Genomic DNA, 18,331 nt, shown 5'->3' with positions numbered 1-18,331 from the left:
CTTCATTCAGGGCATACAGCATACCCTCTTGAACGCTGAGTATAGGGCATGAATGCGGTGCCAGCCGGCACAAATAGATAATTCCTATGCCTGGCGAGGGCAATGAAAATTAACAAAAAGTTAGTTAAATTACTGTCAGCAAATAAGCCTGCCTGGACGGATATTACTCCTTTTCAATACCGCTTTCTGGCGCCAGCGCATTAGCGAGTGCGGGGTCAAACAGCGACAAACTTTCAATCTGCGAAACCAGGATAACCTTGCGGAATGACAGTACGTTTTTCGGCTGCGAGGTGAAATTAATCCCATGCTGTTCATACCAGTGGCTGTAATTATGCTCGATCGCCAGCTTTAAGGTTCTCGAATCGCGATAGCCGCTCAGCATCGGGATCAGGACAATATTGGCCGTCCCTTCGTTTTCAAAGGTGGCCGCATGGATCATCCCGATGTAGATCCGGCGAGACTTGAGCGTCACCCAGGCCAGCTCGCCCTCTTCCATACATTGAAAAAGCAGCTGTTCGAGGCCGTTAGAGCGTGATAGCCGCTGATAGAGATCCTTCCTGCTACCGGCATTCAGCCTGGCGCTGCCCGCCCAGTTTGAGCGATAAAGGCAAAAGATAATCGCCAGCCCCAGCATGATCACCACGGGGGCCTGGATGCCAAGGAAGCTCCAGGTCATAAACTCACTGTGAAGGCTGAGATGCGCGCCGGGTGCGGGATTTAGCAGATTATTTACCGTGGAAATAAGCAGTAATCCTGACCAGATAATCGCGGTTGCCAGTACGCCCTGTAATACAAAGATGCAGCCGTACAGCGCCACAAGGAAGTATACGTCCCAGCCGAATGAGCGTTTAATTTTAATCCGCGTAGAGAGGTCACGGCTGGTATACCAGTATCCACAAACCATCAGCACCATAAAAATCGCGGTACCCATTCAGACATCCTTTAACGTGTGGACGTGCTGAAAGAAACTCTCCTGCACTTCCGGGCTGGTTGGATTAACGGAGACATTGCCGTCTTCATCAACGATGATGCGATCGCCCTCCTGAATAGATTCCATAATATCCTGGCGGCTCATCACCTGAAGCAGCGATTCGGGGCTGGCAAACAGTGAGGAAAATAAGTTTTTCATATTAAGAGGACAAATCCTTGTGACAAAACTGAATAGAACAGTATGGCACTTGATGACGGATATCACCGGGCCTGTCACCTGTTTAAAGATTTATCTCAGGTTCCCGGTCCTGATTGCGGTCATTCAGGACCGGGAGGTAAACGTTAATCTACCGCATTAATCACCTTCTGAAACGCCATCACTTCGCATGAAGGCGGTCGAGGCCCGCACGTAAATCCGCCATCAGGTCCTGCGGATCCTCCAGGCCAATCTGCAGGCGCAGCGTGGCACCCTGCTCCTTCCACTGCGTGACGGTGCGATACTCCCGGCAGTTGAACGGGATGATCAGACTTTCAAATCCGCCCCATGAGTAGCCCATACCGAACAGTTCAAGACCGTCAAGCAGTCGGGTGACCGCGGGTTTATCGAACGCCGGGTCGAGGACAATCGAGAAAAGACCCGTTGAGCCGCTAAAGTCGCGCTTCCACAGGTGGTGCCCGGGGCAGCTCTCGAAGGCGGGATGTAAGATGGTCTTCACCTCTGGCTGCTCCGCCAGCCAGGAGGCAATGTTCAGCGCACGCGTTTCCGCTTCCTTCAGGCGGATATGCAGCGTTCTCAGCCCGCGCAGCGCAAGGAAACAGTCTTCCGCGCCGGGTAACATCGCCATGCTGTCATAGGTAGCCCGCAGATCGGGCCAGGTTTCGGCATTGGCGCTCACCATCCCCATCAGCAAATCGGAGTGGCCGCTCAGGTACTTGGTCCCCGCCTCCACCGAAAGATCGCAGCCGTGGCGGTGAGCCTGGAAGAACACCGGCGTGGCCCAGGTATTGTCGATAATCGTTTTAATTCCGCGCTCGCGGGCGATGCGGGTCATCAGCGGCACGTCCTGAATCTCGAAGGTTTGTGACCCCGGTGATTCAAGAAACAGCGTGGTAGTTTCCGCGCGCAGGAGGTTAACGATGCCCTCACCGATCAGCGGATCGTAATACTCTGTCGCCACGCCGAATTTTTTCAACGTCAGATCGCAAAAGTTGCGCGTGGGTCGGTAAACCGTATCCGGCATCAGCAGATGATCGCCCGCCTTCAGCGTAGTCATCAGCGCCAGCGCCACGGCTCCCAGACCGGAGGGTGACATCACCGTCCCCGCTGCACCCGCCAGCTCGGTCCAGGCCTCCTCCAGATTTTTAATCGTTGGCGTGCCCAGCGTGCCGTAGGCGAACTCTGCCCGGCTGTGTTCAAGATCTTCCACGCTGTTAAACACCACGGTAGAGCCACGGTAGACCGGGCAGTTGACGAAGCCCCGCTGATCCTGCGTGTTTCTGCCGAGCTGGGTCAGTCGGGTTGCTAAGGTTAATTTTTCGGATTTCATGTCTTTCATAGTTACGTCCATTCAGTGTACCACCAGCCTCTGCCCGCGAATTATTCGACGAATTTTAAAAAAGGCGATATGCACAGGAGGATGCCATAGAAGGCAATATAGTAATTCCGTTTAGCCCGAAGGTTTTCCAGCGCGGGAACCTTCGCCACCAGATAAAAGGGAATTAAACAGGCCACCAGCCCGAATATCGGACCGGAAATTTGCATCAGCAGCATGACGGAAAAATCAAAGCTGACCCAAACCCAGAGGAAAATGACAATGCCGATCGCAACGGTGAAGGATAATTTCGCCCGGTTAACCTTATCCGCGCCGGCAATCCGCGAAATCAGATTTACCGCCAGGCCGACAACGGCCTCTTTAAACCCCAGATAAATACTGAAGAATGCGGTCAGGATGGCAAAAATATTCAGCGTTACCGACAGAATATTAACCAGATCGCCCGGCATAATTTGTGAAGCCAGCGCCAGCGCGGAGATATTCTGATCTAAAGCCGAAATCGCTTCCTCTTTGGTAATGGCAAAACTAAAGGAGAACGCGAAGAACAGCACGCTGACCGCCAGCACGATATAGGCAATGCGCGTTGCCCTGACCGCCCGATATGAGGCCACCAGCGGGTCGCGTTCTACCTTGCGAAAAGCGATATTCATCGGATTGAGGATCTGCACAAACAGGATGGAAAACAGCGTAAACGGCAGCGTCAGCAGGACATCGCGTAAAAATGTCAGCAGCGGTGGGAACGCCGAAATGTTGCTCAGGCTCCAGTAAGGCATCATGACCAGACCCAGGAATACAATCACCCCCAGCTTGAACAGAATCATCGGCCCGGAGATACGAAACAGCAGCCTTTCCCCCTGATTGGCAATCGCGACGATAATCGCCAGCAGGATTAACGGATACCAGCTGGTCTTTGAAAGGAACGTTTCGGTAAGCCGGTAGCTGTGCAAATACGTGGCGCTGTCGTTGACCAGGCTCATCGAGTAATTGAGAATGCCCATCAGCAGCATCAGAAAATAGGTAATGCCCAGCAGGCCTCCCCAGTTTTTCCCCAGGTACTGGGTAATAATCTCGGCGTAGCTGTCGCAGGATTTGGTCTGCGTGAGCGTTTTCAGATACAGATCCTGCAGCCAGTAAATCGCCGGATAGCTCAGTATAATGGCAAAAACGAAGACCCAAATCCCCTTCACACCGGCCTGAATGGGCATATAAATAATCCCTGCACCAATCGCCATGCCAATACATAACACCACCCAGCCCAGATCGTAACGGGTGAATGGGATCTTAAAATTATTTACCGCCTCTTCACTATTTATCGTCATTTTAAACCTCGGTTCAAGAGACATGCCTGCGAATTATCTGCAACACAGAAAACCGCAGTGAAATAGAACTCGCGTCAGAAGTTTTTACCCCTTCATTCCGCAGGCTTATATTCCGTGAACGGCGATCGTTTGCCATGAAGTGTTTTTCACGGCCATGATGATTTGTGATATGCGCGGCTTTATGCCCGTCTACTGTGAATACGGTTCACAGTTGGTGTCGCGGGGAGTGATTGTCTGGTCACAGTTTTTCGTCAGCCGGTTCTGAATAAAGGCCAGAAAAAGGCGCAGCGTTTTGTTCTCTTTGGCCGAATGACGGATCCTCGCCTGCAGCTGGTGAGTCACCCCGGGATCGTACTCAGACAGTACCCGGACGAGTTTGCCGCCGTTAATGTAATGACTCGCCAGATAGTCCGGCAGGCAGGCCACTCCACCATGCAGCAGCGCCCTCTGCAAAAGCAACAGGCTCGAATTACAGGAAAGATGCGGGGTCACCGCCACCGTTTCACTCTTCGCATGCTGACGAAACATCCATTTACCCTCGTGCGTCATCTGCGGATACACCAGACAGTGGTGAAAGCGTAAATCGGCAGGAACGGTAATCGGCGGATGGCGGCGTAAATAGTCGGGGGAAGCGCAGTAGAACCAGCGGATATCCATCAGCGGCTCCGCATCATCGTTCTGCGTCACCGCCTCGGAGGTAATCCTGAACGCCACGTCGATATCCTCGCGTTCAAGGTTGATAAAGCGATCGTCCAGCATAACGTCGATACTGACGCCCGGATACAGCGCCTGAAAATCCCCCGACAGCCTGGGAATATGCGTACAGCCAAAGGCCAGCGAACAGCTGATGCGCAGCGTTTCGCCCTGCATGCCCGGTAAGCGGCTGCCGTCAGCAATACTTTCAATATCGGCAATAACCCGCTGCGCCAGCTGCAGAATGCGGCGCCCATCGAGGGTCAGCTGGAAGGGGCGGCTCTCACGGTTGATTAACAGATGGCCGGTGATGCTTTCAAGCTGCGACAGGCTTTTACTGACGGCCGAAGGCGTTAACCCCAGCGCCCGGGCGGCGCGGGAAAGGTTGCCCGTTTCGGCGATTTTGATAAATATCTGAAACTGATTCAGATAACCGGAAAGGTTTGGAATGTTCATTTATCACCGTCAGGCGTTGATAAATGCGAAATGCGTTTGTCCCTGATGTGCATCGTTCTCTCTTTTTTCAATATAATCAGATATTAAAAATCGAGTCTAATCTAACTCACACCTTTTATGCAGTGTCTTGTTTTCAACATGCAATGCAGATCATGCATTTTATAACGGATGAAAAAATGGCCGTATCCGCTTAACGAATACGGCCATCAATAACGTGCCGGGGGGCTGACTTAGGCTTCCTGCCCCGCGTCGTGCATCCCTTTACGCAGGGTGAAGTTAACGCCCATGGTCAGCAGCGGTTCCGGCGGGTTCCACTCTGGTTTTGGCAACGACAGCAGGAATTTAATGGTGTCGTTGCTTTTGCCCGCCAGCCAGTCGGCCAGCATGGTGCCCATCGCGGTGCCGCGCACGGTACCCAGACCGTTACAGCCCAGCGAGCCGTAGACGTTCTTTCTCAGCTCACCGAACAGGCTTGAACCGTTACGGGTCATCCCCAGGCCGCCGCCCCACGTGTGTTCGAAATTCACGTCCTGCAGCGTCGGGAAACGGCGCTCAAACGACTGGCGGTGGGTTTCACGATACTTCTGGGTGTAACCCGGCTTATAGCGTCCGTCCGAGTTAAAGCTGAAGCTGTTACGGATCAGAATACGGTTATCGTGGGTACGGCGCGAAGTGGTACCGAACGGGTCGGCCGGGATCACGCCCCAGAACTCCTGACCGCCAATGCTGTCCTGCTCCGCTTTGGTCAGCGGACGGGTCAGGCTGCCATAGGTGAAGATAGGGAAAATGGTGCGTTCGCCAAAGCCAAAGTGCGTACCAAAGGCGTTGTTGGCGAGGATCAGCTTGTCGGCAAAGATACGACCGGTAGCGTGATGCAGCACGATTTCCGGCTCGTATTCAATGGCGGTGATCGGCGTGTCTTCATACAGCGTGACGTTGGCCGGCAGGCTGTCCGCCAGGCCTTTCACCAGCCCGGATGGCTGAACCAGGATGGTGCCCGGGGTGTACAGCGCCTTACGGTAGAATTTGGTGCCGAGATGGTCAGGCAGATCCTTACCTTCGATAATCTTGCAAGGCTGTCCCAGCGACTCCAGGCCGCCGCGATAGGCTTCCAGCACCGCGATACCGCTTTCTTCCACCGCGGCCTGATATTTACCTGAGTGGCGCATCTGCGCATCAACGATGTTGTGCTCTTCCACCTGCTCTTTCAGGATCCGCTGGCCGGTCTGGTTCAGGTTAAGGATATTACGGGCAATTTTCTTATCGCCGATATAGTCCGGCGCGCTGATATCGTGCGGCACGTCGATCAGGAATCCGGCATTACGGCCGGAAGTCCCGAAGCCGACCTGCTGTGCTTCAACAAGAATAATCTGGTCATCCGGGAAGTTCAGCGCCAGCTGGCGTGCGGCGGCCAGGCCGGTAAAGCCGGCGCCAATCACCACCCACGGTGCCTTCGCATCGCCCACCAGCGCAGGCTGCGGCTGACGTTTACGGCTGGTGTGGAACCAGCCCGGCGTCGGGTCGTCTGAAGGCAGCGCATCAATTTTCAGCAGCGAATCCGGTGCGGCAGGTAAATTGTCGGTCAGCAGGGAAGCTCCCCCTCCCGCGGCAACGATACCCGCCCCAATTCCGGTACCAACCAGCAATTTTCTTCGTGAAATACCCATTAAGAATTAACTCCGTGATGAGAACAGATATGCCCTGAAGAACCCGAGAGCGAGGCTTCATGCATTTGTTATGTGTATTACATGTATACACCAAGTATTTTTATTATTTACATTTGTAAATACTCTGTCAACCGGCTATGACATTTTAAACAGAGTTGTAACACTAAGATCAGGGGCTTAGCGCGAAAGCAGGACGACGTTATGGATGCGAAAGTCGGGGATGAAATGGGCAGCACAGCCCGAATAAAACGGGGTATTAAAAGCGGTCGGTGCGCTGGTTATCAGTCAGAAATAATACGTTGAATCTCGTTGCCGAAGCGGAGAAGCAGAGGTCAGAAGAACAGAGCGGAAGGGGTGAAAAGAAGCGATCTGCGTTCTCAGGAATACGGCGCAGATCGCTTCTGTCAGAGGTCTTGCAGCAGCTTTTTCGAGAAGGTTCGCAGCATTTCCAGCTCTTCATCGTCCATGCGCATAAAGCAGCGCATCTGCTTGGGGATAGCGACGATTTTGTCCTGAAGCTCCCTCGCCTTCGGCGTCAGGATCACCTTTTTCACCCGTTCGTCTTCGGCAATCGATACCCGGTTAAGAAACCCCTTCGCTTCCAGCTTCTGCACCAGCGGCGTTAACGTCCCCGAGTCGAACAGCGTTTTTTCGCTCAGTTCACGCAGCGGAATATCATCCTGGTCATAGAGCGCCAGCAGCACGACAAACTGCGGATAGGTCAGGTCGAACTCTTTCAGTAGCGGGCGGTACTGACGGATCAGTGCGTTAGTGACTGAATAGAGTGAGAAACAAAGTTGCCCATCTAATATGCTGTTTTCTTTCATTTTTACCACCAGCTGAACGAGATGTCAGAATTTTATTATAAATAAAGTTTGACCATAAGTATCTTGCGTGCAAGTATTATTCGCACAAGGTAAGTGAGCAGGAAGTCAGACATCACTTATCGGGATAAACCAAAACTAAGCTTATTCGACAAAATACAGAGGGTTACACCCATGAAAATTGCATCGATTTTATTAACATCCGCCGTCTTTGCCTCAGCCGCTTCCGCAGCGACCACTCAGCCGCTGAATGCGCCCGCTCCCACCGCTGGCGTGAAAGCCTTTCTGGACGTACTGAATTCGGGCAAAGGTAAACCGATGGAACAGATGACCCCGCAGGAAGCCCGCCAGGTGCTGATCGGCGCCCAGCAGGGGGCAAAACTCCCCGCCGCACAGGTAACGGATAAGACCATCCAGGTGAACGGTCAGAACATCAGACTGAAAATCGTTAAGCCGGAACATGCAACGGGTACCCTCCCCGTGTTTATGTTCTTCCACGGCGGTGGCTGGGTGCTGGGCGATTACCCTACTCATGAACGTTTGATCCGCGATCTGGTGCGCGATTCCGGCGCGGCGGCCGTGTATGTGGATTACACCCCTTCCCCGGAGGCGCACTTCCCGGTAGCCATTAACCAGGCCTATCAGGCGACACGCTGGGTGGCCGAGCACGGCAGCGAAATCGGCGTCGACGGCAGCCGTCTGGCTCTGGTCGGTAACAGCGTGGGCGGTAATATGGTGGCGGCGGTTGCCCTGCAGGCGAAACAGTTTGGCGCACCAAAAATCCGCTATAACGTCATGCTGTGGCCGGTAACCGATGCGAATTTCGACGATGCGTCCTATCACCAGTTCGCCACCGGCCACTTCCTGACCCGCAACATGATGAAGTGGTTCTGGGATAACTACACCACCAGCGCGGCGGATCGTAATAATATCCTGGCTTCTCCGCTGCGTGCCAGCACGGAGCAGCTGAAAGGCTTCCCGCAAACGCTGATCCAGACGGCGGAGCTGGACGTGCTGCGTGACGAGGGTGAGGCCTTTGGTCGTAAACTGGATGCCGCAGGCGTGCCGGTGACCGTCACCCGCTACAATGGCATGATCCATGACTACGGCTTACTGAACCCGTTAAGCGAAGAGCCTACGGTAAAAACCGCTCTGTCGCAGGCCGCTGCCGAACTGCAACAGCATCTGAAATAGTGTCATCCCGGGCAGGTTCAGCTCTGGTCTGTTTATCACGGCGATAATGACTGAGCTTGCCCTGATCGATACTGTTTTACATCCCCGCCGCTGTCTCCCACTTAACCTTTCCTGTAATCCCCGGTTTTACGCGTTATCGTCGTGGGCATTTAGCGTGTAAATTTATGCCGGAAGCGAAGCGCTGAATCGTGCGTAAGATGCTACATTGACAACGTTGCAGATAATATGACAATACCTCCCACTGTGCTGATATGAAAAAGGAAGTCGATCATCGTCCGGTTCCGTCATCTCTCTCCTCGGTCTAAAGGCCGGTCAGGCCTGCTTATCGCGGCCGGGCTGCTCCTTGCCAGCTGCGCCGGAAAGCCGCCGGTTTCCCTCGTCACGCCGCTGCCGACCGAGGCCCATCCGCCGCTGCCGACCGAGGCCCATCCGCCGCAGCCGACCGTGCCGCAAAGCCAGCAGCCGATGCGCGGGGTGTGGTTAACCACCGTTTCCCGCCTGGACTGGCCGCCCATCTCGTCGGTGAATATCAGCAACGACGCCCAGCGCATCAGCCAGCAGAAAAAGGCGCTGACCGACAAGCTGGATAAGCTGAAAAGCCTCGGCATTAATGCGGTGTTCTTCCAGGTAAAACCCGACGGAACCGCGCTCTGGCCGTCAAAAATCCTGCCGTGGTCGGATATGATGACCGGCAAAATTGGCCGGGATCCGGGCTACGATCCGCTGCAGTTTATGCTCGATGAAGCCCACCGGCGCGGCATCAGGGTTCACGCCTGGTTTAACCCCTACCGCGTCACCGTCAACACCAAACCCGGCACCGTTGCGGAGCTGAACCGCACGCTGTCGCAGAACCCGGCCAGCGTTTTTGTGCTGCACCGCGACTGGATCCGCACCTCGGGCGACCGTTATGTTCTCGACCCGGGCATTCCCGCCGCCCGCGACTGGATCACCAGCATCGTGGCCGAGGTGGTGGCGCGCTATCCGGTGGACGGCGTGCAGTTTGATGATTACTTCTATACCGAGTCGCCCGGTTCGGCGCTGAACGACAGTCAGACCTTCAGGCAGTACGGCCAGGGCTTTGCCTCGAAAGCCGACTGGCGGCGGCACAATACCCAGCTGCTGATTGAACAGGTTTCGCGCACCATTAAACAGCTTAAGCCGAATGTGGAGTTTGGCGTCAGTCCCGCCGGCGTGTGGCGCAACCGCTCCCACGATGCGGCGGGATCCGACACGCGCGGCGCGGCCGCCTATGATGAATCCTATGCGGATACCCGTCGCTGGGTGCAGCAGGGACTGCTGGACTACATTGCCCCGCAGATCTACTGGCCTTTCGCCCGCGATGCCGCCCGCTATGACGTGCTGGCAAAATGGTGGGCGGAGGTGGTGAAACCGACCAAAACCCGTCTCTATATCGGCATTGCGCTGTATAAAGTCGGCGAGCCGTCGAAGAACGAGCCGGACTGGACCATCGGCGGCGGCGTGCCGGAGCTGAAGAAACAGCTCGATCTGAATGAGTCGCTGCCGCAAATCAGTGGCACCATCCTCTTCAGGGAGAACTACCTCAATCAGCCGCAGACGCAGGACGCGGTCAATTACCTGAGAAAACGCTGGGGAGAATAATTTTTTTCTCCCCGCCGCTACTTTTCTGTCTGCTGCTGCGAACTGATAAAGGAGTCAACCAAAACGGCACTCACTTACTTCGCAGGAGCAGATAATGAAACTGAAAAAAATCGCCTCTACACTGACCTTCTCCGCCGCGCTGGGCCTGTCCGCCCTCGCCTTTAATGCCGGCGCCGCACTGCCCGCCGGGGCGAAAGCGCCTGATTTCGAACTGCAGGGCGCGCTGGCCGGCAAGCCGATTACCTTCTCATTGCAAAACGCGCTGCAAAAAGGCCCGGTGGTCCTGTACTTCTTCCCGGCCGCCTTCAGCGCGGGCTGTACCATCGAAGCCCACGACTTTGCCGAAGCGACCGATGATTTCACCAAAATGGGCGCAACGGTGATTGGCGTGACCGCCGGGAACACCGAGCAGGTCAGCGATTTCTCCAAGCTGGAATGTCGTGACAAGTTTGCGGTGGCCGCCGATCCGGGCGCAAAAGTCGCGGGCGAATATCAGACCCAGATGCAGATGAAAGGCAAAACCCTCTCCGACCGCACCTCTTACGTGATCGCCCCGGATGGTAAGATTCTGCTGAGCTACACTGACAGAAACCCGGAAACCCATATCGAGAAAACGCTGGCCGCCGTGAAGCAGTACGACGCGGCTCATCCACGTACCCACTAAGCAACGAGGCCAGCGATGTTAACTGCCATGCTGGCCGCCTTTATTGGCGGCATTATTCTGAACTTTATGCCCTGCGTGTTTCCGGTGATCTCACTTAAGGCGTTCGGGCTGCTGCGCCATGCGGATAATTCCGCCGGCACCCGCCGCGAGGGGCTGGGCTTTCTGCTGGGCGTGACGGTGACCATGATGGCGCTGGCGGGGATCCTGCTGGCGGCACGCGCCGGCGGCGCGGCGGTGGGCTGGGGATTCCAGCTGCAGTCGCCGCTGGTGATCGCCCTGCTGTCGCTGGTGATCCTTGCCGCGGCGCTGAATCTGCTGGGCGTGTTTGAAGTTGGCCTGTCGGCGCAGCGCGTGGGGGCGCTTGACGTCGGGCGCGGCGCTTTTGTTCGCTCCGCGCTGACCGGCGCGCTGGCAATCATCGTCGCCACCCCCTGTGCCGCGCCGTTTATGGCCAGTGCCATTGGCTATGCGCTGGTGCAGCCACCGGCGGTAGCGCTGACGATCTTCTTTGCGCTGGCGCTGGGCTTTGCCGCGCCCTTTACCCTGATATCGCTGTTCCCGGCGCTGGCCCGGCTGCTGCCCAAACCCGGCGCATGGATGGATATTCTCAAACGCGGCCTGGCCTTCCCGATGTTCGGTGCGTACGCCTGGCTGGTCTGGGTGCTGGCGCAGCAGGCCGGTAGCGCCGCGCTGGCCACGCTGCTGGCCGCCTCCGTGGTGCTGAGCTTTGCGGCCTGGCTGTACGGTATGGCGCAGCATCGCCACCTGCAGGGGAAAGGCCATAAGCTGATGTATGCGGTGACCGCCGTGCTGATCGTGGCCGTGCTGGCCCCGCTTCCGGGGCTGATTAAGCCGGGAGAGGCATTTCCCGGAGAAGCCGCCGCAGCGGAAGTCACACAGGAAAAATGGACGCCGCAGACCGTTGCCGCCGAGCGGGGACAGGGTAAAGCTATCTTTGTGAACTTTACCGCCTCCTGGTGTATAACCTGTCAGGTTAATGAAAAAACCTCGCTCTCCACCCAGGCGGTGAAAGACGCGCTGGCCAAAACGGGCACGCGGTATATGGTGGCGGATTCCACCAAATTTAACCCGGACGTGGACGATGCACTGAACGAGTTTGGTCAGGGCGGCCTGCCGCTGTACGTGGTGTATCCCGCCGACGGGGGACCGCCGAAAGTGCTGCCGCAGGTGCTGACGCCGGGCATTGTGGTGAATGCACTGAACCAGGCAGCCGGTAAAAAAGCGTAACAAGGCGGAAGATGGAAATGAACGACAGCGCGCGCGAAAGCTGGCCCGCGCTTATGGAACAGGCACAGGCAGGCGATCGCCCTGCCTATACCCGATTGCTGAAGGCGCTGGTGCCGGTGATCCGCTCGCAGGTGCGCAAACGGATCGCTGACCACGCACTGACCGAGGATGTGGTGCAGGATGTGCTGCTGACGGTGCACCGGGTGCGCCATACCTACGATCCCGCCTTCCCTTTTCTTCCCTGGCTGATGGCGATCGTTTCCGCCCGCGCGATTGATGCGCTGCGGCGGCGCGGCCGCTACCAGCAGTGGGAAGTGCCGGAAGAGACACTGCCCGACGTGGCCGCCGCGCCAGGCGCGCAGCGTGCGGAAAGCCAGCAGGAGCTGGAAGGTTACCTGAATCAGCTGCCGACCCGGCAGCGGGAAATTGTTGAACACGTCCACCTGCGCGAAATGAGCCTGACGGAAGCGGCCGCGCATCACCATCTGACGGTGGCCGCAGTGAAATCGCTGCTGCACCGGGCGCTGAAAAACCTGCGCCGTTTTGGAGCCAGTCATGACCGATCATAATGCCTTAATTGAAAAACTCGGACGGGAAATCGCGCCCGTCAGGCGCATCCGGCCCACCGGTCTGCGGGTGCTGGCCTGGCTGGCCGTGGCCCTGCCTTGCGCCGTCGCCGCCAGCTTTCTCGTGCCGCGCGGGCTGACCGACTGGTCGCAGCCGGGCGCGAAGCTGGCGATTATTCAGGTGGCGCTGGCCTTTTTACTCGGCACGCTGGCGATACGCAGCGCCTTTACCCTGAGCATTGCCGGGCGTCGTTCTGTCAGCTGGAAAGCGCTGCTGCCCATCGCGCTGATGTGGTTCGGGCTGAGCGTCATAAACATGCAGGGCCACGACGTGCCGCTGCATCTATCCCAGCATGATGACGACAGCGCGCGCTGCTTTACCTTCCTGATGGTGGTCAGTACGCCGATGATGCTGCTGATGATTGCCAGCCTGCGCCGCAGCCGCTCGCTGCACCCGGTGCGCAGCCTGGCGATGGCGGGCGTGGGGATTGCCAGCCTGTCTGCCAGCCTGCTGGCTTTCTGCCATCCGGTGCATCTTCACGTGCTGGACTTTGTGATGCACCTGGCGGCGGTGCTGGCGATTGTGGCCCTGACGATTCTGGTCGGGAAACGCTGGGTGGCGCTGGACCGCTAACGGACGCTTGTCAGCGAAATGCAGAAGCTCTATTGTGTGTGGCGGCACATTGTCATATGACAATGTGCCGATTCACCTCAGATGGCTAATTCGTTTCGCTTATCGTTCAGGAGTCACCATGTTTACCGGTCTCAGCGCTTTCCCCCTGACCCCCGTTACTGCGGCGGGCATCGATGAAAAAGGATTTGTTCACATTCTCCAGCGGATTGTCGCCGCGCAGGCTGATTCGGCGGGCGTGCTGGGTTCAACCGGCAGCTACGCCTATCTGACCCGCGAGCAGCGTAAGCGCATCGCCGCCCTGGCGAAGCAGACGCTGGGTAAAATTCCGATGATGGTCTGTATTGGTGCCGTCGGCACCGATGAAGTTCTGCGCCTGGCGGAGGATGCCCAGCAGGCCGGTGCCAGCGCCCTGCTGCTTCCGGCGCTTTCCTACCAGAAGCTTAACGACGATGACGTGTTTGGCCTGTTCGAAACGGTCAGCCAGCGGGTTTCACAGCCTGTCTGTATTTACGACAACCCCGGCACCAGCCACTTTGAATTTTCCGACGCGCTGCACGGCCGTATCGCCGCGCTGCCGGGGGTGAAATCCGTTAAAATACCGGGCGTACCCGGCCAGCCGGAAGCCGCCAGGGAAAGAGTGGCTAATCTGCGCCGCCAGCTGCCTGCCGGGGTGACTATCGGCGTGAGCGGCGATGCGTTTGCCGGCCTGGGGCTGAATGCGGGCTGCGAAGCCTGGTATTCGGTGTGCGGCGGCCTGTTCCCGCGCACCGCAAAAGCGATTACCAACGCCGCCGCCCGTGGCGACGTGGCGCAGGTCTCCGCGCTGAGCGAGCGCCTGAACCCGCTGTGGGATCTGTTCCGCAGGCACGGCGGCAGTATCCGCGTGATCGCCGCGGCGGCGGGGATTATCGGATTAACGGAGATCGACTGCCTGCCGCGCCCACTCAGACCGCTGGGGGCCGCCGACGTGGCGGAGATTAAACAGGTCATCACGTCGCTGGAACTGGCATAGATGCGTCTGCCTGCAACAGTTTCTACCAAACCCGGCTGAAATAGCGTGCAAAAATGTTTAATGGTGGGCGATAACTCAAAACATCTACTTCAGGAAACGGTTAATCTGGCTGTCATCACGCAATTAACCTACGTCTTTTCATTACCTTACGACGTCGCTTCCGCATCCATCTTAAGGAATCACCTGAAATGAAAGTACAGAAAATTGAACAGCCTGCCGCCATTGAATCTCTGGAGCCGTGCGGCAGCGTGGACGGCGTGCCGGGCAGCCCGCCGATTAAGGTGTTCGGGCTGGAGAAAAAAATCCCCGGCAAGGACGATATCGATACCGGTATCTTTGAATGTTCGGCGGGCAGCTATCGCCGCGGCGTGAAGCAGGCGGAAGTCATGCATATTCTCAGCGGCAGCGGCACCTTCACCACCGACGGCGAAGAGCCGGTCAGCTTTAAGGGCGGCGATACGCTGTTTTTTGAAGCCAATACGCAGGGAACCTGGGTGGTGGAAACGCAGATGCGTAAGGTTTATGTGATTTTTGACGCCAACTGATCGGCCCCACGGCCGATCCCCAATCCCGTAGGCGAAAAGGTCAGCGACAGCGGCTGACCGTGAACTACCGCTTTGCCCCCCGCACGCCCTGTCCTGCACAGGGCTTTCACCGCGCCGCACGTCATCCGTGCACTGTGCTTGCCTGGAACGTTGTATCACACTGTATCTGCCTCTGGCTGGGTTACAGAGTGAGGCACAACCCCGTTCGATGAACATATTCCGCATACATCACCGTGTTTTCATAGCCTCACTACCCAACAATCCCAGAGGCATCAAATGAAAACTCGTATCTCGCCATTACTGCTGGCCGCCATGGCTAATGTTTTCGCCTGTCAGGCATCCGCGACGCAACCGCTTCAGGACAACGGCGCCGGATTTGAACAGATAAAGCAGATTAATGCCGGCGTACTCAACGTCGGCTATGTGGATATCGGCCCGCGCGATGGTCAGGCGGTTATTCTGCTGCACGGCTGGCCCTACGATATTCAGAGCTACGCGCGGGTGGCGCCGGAACTGGCCGCCAGGGGCTATCGGGTGATTGTTCCCTGGCTGCGCGGCTACGGCACCACCCGCTTCCTGTCGGACAAAACCCCGCGCAATGGCGAACCGGCGGCGATGGCGAAGGATGTGGTTGACCTGATGAATGCGTTAAACGTCAAACAGGCGGTTTTTGCCGGCTATGACTGGGGAGCACGTACCGCAGATATCGTGGCGGCCCTGTGGCCGGAACGCGTGAAGTCTCTGGTTTCGGTCAGCGGCTATTTGATCGGCAGCCAGGCGCTGGGCCGCAAACCGCTGCCGCCGCAGGCGGAGCTGCAGTGGTGGTATCAGTTTTATTTCGCCACCGAGCGCGGCGCTAAGGGCTATGCTGAAAACACCAAAGACTTTGCGCGGCTGATCTGGCAGCAGGCTTCACCCGGCTGGAAATTTACCGATGCCACCTTCGAGAAAAGCGCCCGCGCGCTGAACAACCCCGATCACGTGGCGATTACCCTCAGCAACTATCGCTGGCGGCTGGGTCTGGAAAAGAGCGAAGCAAAATATGCGGCGTATGAACAGAAACTGGCGGCGCTGCCCACCATCGGCGTGCCGACCATCACCATCGAAGGCGACAACAATGGCGCGCCGCATCCGGCCCCGTCGGCCTATCGCGCAAAGTTCAGCGGGAAATATGAACACCGGACGTTTAACGGTAATATCGGACACAATCCCCCGCAGGAAGATCCTGAACGCTTTGTTCAGGCCGTCGTTGACGCCGCGGGCATGTAACCAAGGAGCCTCCCCTGGACCATATCGATCACATACTGGTGGTGGATGACGACCGCGATATTCGCGAGCTGATCGTCGACTACCTGATTAAATCCGGCTACGCCGCGACCGGGGCGGCGAACGGCCGCGAAATGCGGTCGGTACTGGGGAACCGGCATATCGACCTGGTAGTACTGGATATTATGATGCCGGGCGATGACGGCCTGACGCTGTGCCGCCAGCTGCGCAGCAATCCGCAGAAAAATATGCCGGTACTGATGCTTACCGCCCGGGGGGAGGACACCGACCGCATCCTCGGGCTGGAAATGGGCGCAGATGATTATCTGGTGAAGCCGTTTGTTGCCCGGGAGCTGCTGGCGAGGATCAAGGCGATCCTCCGCCGCACGCGCGCCCTGCCGCCGAATCTGCAGGTGACGGAAGCCGGGCGGATCATTGCTTTTGGCGACTGGCAGCTGGATACGACGGCCCGCCATCTGCTGGATACGCAGGGCACGGTGGTGGCGCTGAGCGGCGCGGAATACCGGCTGCTGCGGGTTTTTCTCGATCACCCTCAGCGGGTACTGTCCCGCGATCGGCTGCTTAATCTGACCCAGGGGCGCGATGCGGAACTGTTTGAACGCTCCATCGACCTGCTGGTCAGTCGACTGCGCCAGCGGCTGCGGGAAGATGCGCGGGAACCGTTGCTGATCAAAACGGTCCGCAGCGAAGGCTATGTTCTGGCCGCAGCCGCCATTATCAAAGAGGCGTTCGAATGAGGCTGTGGCCGCGAACGCTGCTGGCCCGGCTGCTGTTAATCGTTTCGCTGGGCCTGCTGTTGGCCAACGGCATGACGCTGGCCAGCCTGCTGATTGAACGTATGAGCAGCGCCAGAACCGTGATGCTGGGAAATCTGGAAAACGATGTTGCCACCAGCGTGGCGATCCTCGACAGGCTCCCTGCCGCCGAACGCCCACAGTGGCTGACCCGGCTGGACAGAGGAAACTACAGCTATGAACTCTCGCCGGGTGAAACCGGCACGCCCCCCACCAGCAGGCGCTCGCGCGATGCGGTGAACTCGCTCAGGGCCGCGCTCGGTGATAGCTGGCCGTTACGGATTGTTTCTCTTCCCGGCGACCGCGAACATATTCAGGTTCATCTCACGCTGCATGACGGCAGCCCTCTGACCATCAATCTGTGGCCGCACATGCCCGCCATCGCGACCTGGTTACCGGTAGTCCTGATTGCCCAGCTCCTGCTGCTGCTCGGCTGCGGCTGGCTGGCGGTTCGCCAGGTGATACGCCCTTTCACCCAGTTTATTGGTGCCGTTGATACCCTGAAGCCTGCCTCACCGTCCGTGCAGCCGGTGCCGGAGGGTGGGCCGGTGGAGGTTCGTCAGGCGGCGCGGGCGTTTAACGATCTGCAGCAGCGCATACAGGATCATCTGAAAGAGAAGTCGCAGATCCTCGCGGCCATATCACACGATCTGCAAACGCCGATCACCCGAATGAAGCTGCGCGTGGAGATGTCGGAACAGCCGGAACTGCGCGATAAGCTTCAGAGCGATCTGGATCAGATGAGCCGGCTGGTTCGCGAAGGCATTGCCTACGCCCGCAGCGCCGGGGGGCTGGAAGAGAAACCGCAGACCGTCAGCCTGAATGCTTTTATCGACACCCTCGCCTGTGATTATCAGGATATCGGGCTGGCGGTGAGCTTTACGCCGTCTGGCGGCGACGATCGTTTCAGCGTTCGGCCGCAGGCGCTCCGGCGGGTTATCACCAATCTGACCGATAATGCGCTGAAGTTCGGTCATCGTGCTGACATTGTGCTCTCCCGTACCGATTCAGAACGCGTGGAGTTCAGCGTGTGCGACAGCGGGCCGGGCATTCCCGAGCGCGAACTTCAGGCGGTGCTGGAGCCTTTCTACCGACTGGAAAACTCCCGCAGCCGCCACACCGGTGGCACGGGGCTGGGGCTGGCGATTGCGTCACAGCTGGTGGGGCAAATGAACGGCACGCTGACGCTCAGCAATCGCCCTGAGGGAGGATTGCAGGCGACCGTTGTGCTGGTTGCGCTGCGTTTGTAGCACAGTGTATCCCCGCCGCCCGCAGATAAGCGTGCTGACAAAACCGGGCGGATCGGGAAACACCTCCAACACAAT

At 57.6% G+C, this 18,331-nt stretch carries 18 protein-coding genes; 11 read left to right on the top strand and 7 right to left on the bottom strand.

Features of this window, described 5'->3' with window-relative positions:
* Window positions 1–163: 163 nt before the first annotated feature.
* From PGH32_RS07480 to PGH32_RS07450, 7 genes are all read right to left on the bottom strand, one after another.
* On the bottom strand, window positions 164–931 hold the full coding sequence (locus PGH32_RS07480) for a hypothetical protein (RefSeq protein ID WP_314420327.1): 768 nt from the start codon (window positions 929–931) through the stop codon (window positions 164–166).
* Window positions 932–1,129, bottom strand: coding sequence for a hypothetical protein (locus PGH32_RS07475; protein ID WP_123330010.1), 198 nt, complete (start codon window positions 1,127–1,129; stop codon window positions 932–934).
* Window positions 1,130–1,307: 178 nt separating this feature from the next.
* The gene (gene metC, locus PGH32_RS07470) at window positions 1,308–2,486 is read right to left on the bottom strand and encodes a cystathionine beta-lyase (protein ID WP_337893654.1); all 1,179 of its coding nucleotides are present in this window, start codon (window positions 2,484–2,486) and stop codon (window positions 1,308–1,310) included.
* Window positions 2,487–2,527: 41 nt separating this feature from the next.
* A complete protein-coding gene (locus PGH32_RS07465; RefSeq protein ID WP_314420320.1) occupies window positions 2,528–3,802 on the bottom strand; it encodes an amino acid permease in 1,275 nt (424 codons plus the stop codon).
* Between the two features lie 189 nt (window positions 3,803–3,991).
* The gene (locus PGH32_RS07460; protein WP_337893653.1) at window positions 3,992–4,951 is read right to left on the bottom strand and encodes a LysR family transcriptional regulator; all 960 of its coding nucleotides are present in this window, start codon (window positions 4,949–4,951) and stop codon (window positions 3,992–3,994) included.
* A gap of 230 nt (window positions 4,952–5,181) precedes the next feature.
* Window positions 5,182–6,618 carry an NAD(P)/FAD-dependent oxidoreductase gene (locus PGH32_RS07455; RefSeq protein ID WP_337893652.1) on the bottom strand — a complete coding sequence of 479 codons (1,437 nt, stop codon included), beginning with the start codon at window positions 6,616–6,618 and terminating at the stop codon, window positions 5,182–5,184.
* A 404-nt stretch (window positions 6,619–7,022) separates the two neighbouring features.
* Window positions 7,023–7,445: a MarR family winged helix-turn-helix transcriptional regulator gene (locus tag PGH32_RS07450; RefSeq protein WP_337893651.1), complete on the bottom strand. Its 423-nt coding sequence runs from the start codon at window positions 7,443–7,445 to the stop codon at window positions 7,023–7,025.
* Between the two features lie 171 nt (window positions 7,446–7,616).
* Here PGH32_RS07450 and PGH32_RS07445 point away from each other — a divergent pair, with 171 nt between their 5' ends.
* The 11 genes from PGH32_RS07445 to PGH32_RS07395 all read left to right on the top strand — a co-directional run bounded on the left by PGH32_RS07445 (window position 7,617) and on the right by PGH32_RS07395 (window position 18,256).
* Entirely contained in the window at window positions 7,617–8,636 is a 1,020-nt protein-coding gene (locus tag PGH32_RS07445; RefSeq protein WP_337893650.1) for an alpha/beta hydrolase, read from the top strand.
* Between the two features lie 267 nt (window positions 8,637–8,903).
* Complete coding sequence (locus PGH32_RS07440) at window positions 8,904–10,256, top strand: glycoside hydrolase family 10 protein (protein WP_337894276.1); 1,353 nt, start codon at window positions 8,904–8,906, stop codon at window positions 10,254–10,256.
* 94 nt (window positions 10,257–10,350) lie between these two features.
* The gene (locus tag PGH32_RS07435; RefSeq protein ID WP_443112743.1) at window positions 10,351–10,920 is read left to right on the top strand and encodes a peroxiredoxin; all 570 of its coding nucleotides are present in this window, start codon (window positions 10,351–10,353) and stop codon (window positions 10,918–10,920) included.
* 15 nt (window positions 10,921–10,935) lie between these two features.
* Window positions 10,936–12,168 carry a protein-disulfide reductase DsbD family protein gene (locus PGH32_RS07430; protein ID WP_337893649.1) on the top strand — a complete coding sequence of 411 codons (1,233 nt, stop codon included), beginning with the start codon at window positions 10,936–10,938 and terminating at the stop codon, window positions 12,166–12,168.
* A gap of 11 nt (window positions 12,169–12,179) precedes the next feature.
* Window positions 12,180–12,737 carry a sigma-70 family RNA polymerase sigma factor gene (locus PGH32_RS07425; RefSeq protein WP_337893648.1) on the top strand — a complete coding sequence of 186 codons (558 nt, stop codon included), beginning with the start codon at window positions 12,180–12,182 and terminating at the stop codon, window positions 12,735–12,737.
* Window positions 12,724–13,368, top strand: a complete 645-nt coding sequence (locus PGH32_RS07420; protein ID WP_337893647.1) for an NrsF family protein — start codon at window positions 12,724–12,726, stop codon at window positions 13,366–13,368. Before PGH32_RS07425 ends, PGH32_RS07420 begins: the two co-directional genes overlap by 14 nt.
* A 118-nt stretch (window positions 13,369–13,486) precedes the next feature.
* A complete protein-coding gene (locus tag PGH32_RS07415; protein ID WP_337893646.1) occupies window positions 13,487–14,380 on the top strand; it encodes a dihydrodipicolinate synthase family protein in 894 nt (297 codons plus the stop codon).
* Between the two features lie 188 nt (window positions 14,381–14,568).
* Entirely contained in the window at window positions 14,569–14,925 is a 357-nt protein-coding gene (locus PGH32_RS07410) for a cupin domain-containing protein (RefSeq protein WP_314420304.1), read from the top strand.
* A gap of 276 nt (window positions 14,926–15,201) precedes the next feature.
* Entirely contained in the window at window positions 15,202–16,194 is a 993-nt protein-coding gene (locus tag PGH32_RS07405) for an alpha/beta fold hydrolase (RefSeq protein ID WP_337893645.1), read from the top strand.
* Window positions 16,195–16,208: 14 nt separating this feature from the next.
* Window positions 16,209–16,949, top strand: a complete 741-nt coding sequence (locus PGH32_RS07400; RefSeq protein ID WP_337894275.1) for a response regulator — start codon at window positions 16,209–16,211, stop codon at window positions 16,947–16,949.
* Window positions 16,946–18,256, top strand: coding sequence for a sensor histidine kinase (locus tag PGH32_RS07395; RefSeq protein WP_337893644.1), 1,311 nt, complete (start codon window positions 16,946–16,948; stop codon window positions 18,254–18,256). Before PGH32_RS07400 ends, PGH32_RS07395 begins: the two co-directional genes overlap by 4 nt.
* Window positions 18,257–18,331: the final 75 nt, after the last annotated feature.

It is taken from the genome of Erwinia sp. SLM-02, from assembly GCF_037450285.1.
In the GTDB taxonomy this organism is placed as follows: Bacteria; Pseudomonadota; Gammaproteobacteria; order Enterobacterales; family Enterobacteriaceae; genus Erwinia.
This window is presented reverse-complemented; position numbering and strand designations above follow the sequence as displayed.

Coding starts and splice junctions, on each gene's coding strand:
- PGH32_RS07480 (WP_314420327.1), bottom strand. CDS start 931: ATGGGTACCGCGATTTTTATGGTGCTGATGGTTTGTGGATACTGGTAT.
- PGH32_RS07475 (WP_123330010.1), bottom strand. CDS start 1,129: ATGAAAAACTTATTTTCCTCACTGTTTGCCAGCCCCGAATCGCTGCTT.
- metC (WP_337893654.1), bottom strand. CDS start 2,486: ATGAAAGACATGAAATCCGAAAAATTAACCTTAGCAACCCGACTGACC.
- PGH32_RS07465 (WP_314420320.1), bottom strand. CDS start 3,802: ATGACGATAAATAGTGAAGAGGCGGTAAATAATTTTAAGATCCCATTC.
- PGH32_RS07460 (WP_337893653.1), bottom strand. CDS start 4,951: ATGAACATTCCAAACCTTTCCGGTTATCTGAATCAGTTTCAGATATTT.
- PGH32_RS07455 (WP_337893652.1), bottom strand. CDS start 6,618: ATGGGTATTTCACGAAGAAAATTGCTGGTTGGTACCGGAATTGGGGCG.
- PGH32_RS07450 (WP_337893651.1), bottom strand. CDS start 7,445: ATGAAAGAAAACAGCATATTAGATGGGCAACTTTGTTTCTCACTCTAT.
- PGH32_RS07445 (WP_337893650.1), top strand. CDS start 7,617: ATGAAAATTGCATCGATTTTATTAACATCCGCCGTCTTTGCCTCAGCC.
- PGH32_RS07435 (WP_443112743.1), top strand. CDS start 10,351: ATGAAACTGAAAAAAATCGCCTCTACACTGACCTTCTCCGCCGCGCTG.
- PGH32_RS07430 (WP_337893649.1), top strand. CDS start 10,936: ATGTTAACTGCCATGCTGGCCGCCTTTATTGGCGGCATTATTCTGAAC.
- PGH32_RS07425 (WP_337893648.1), top strand. CDS start 12,180: ATGGAAATGAACGACAGCGCGCGCGAAAGCTGGCCCGCGCTTATGGAA.
- PGH32_RS07420 (WP_337893647.1), top strand. CDS start 12,724: ATGACCGATCATAATGCCTTAATTGAAAAACTCGGACGGGAAATCGCG.
- PGH32_RS07415 (WP_337893646.1), top strand. CDS start 13,487: ATGTTTACCGGTCTCAGCGCTTTCCCCCTGACCCCCGTTACTGCGGCG.
- PGH32_RS07410 (WP_314420304.1), top strand. CDS start 14,569: ATGAAAGTACAGAAAATTGAACAGCCTGCCGCCATTGAATCTCTGGAG.
- PGH32_RS07405 (WP_337893645.1), top strand. CDS start 15,202: ATGAAAACTCGTATCTCGCCATTACTGCTGGCCGCCATGGCTAATGTT.
- PGH32_RS07395 (WP_337893644.1), top strand. CDS start 16,946: ATGAGGCTGTGGCCGCGAACGCTGCTGGCCCGGCTGCTGTTAATCGTT.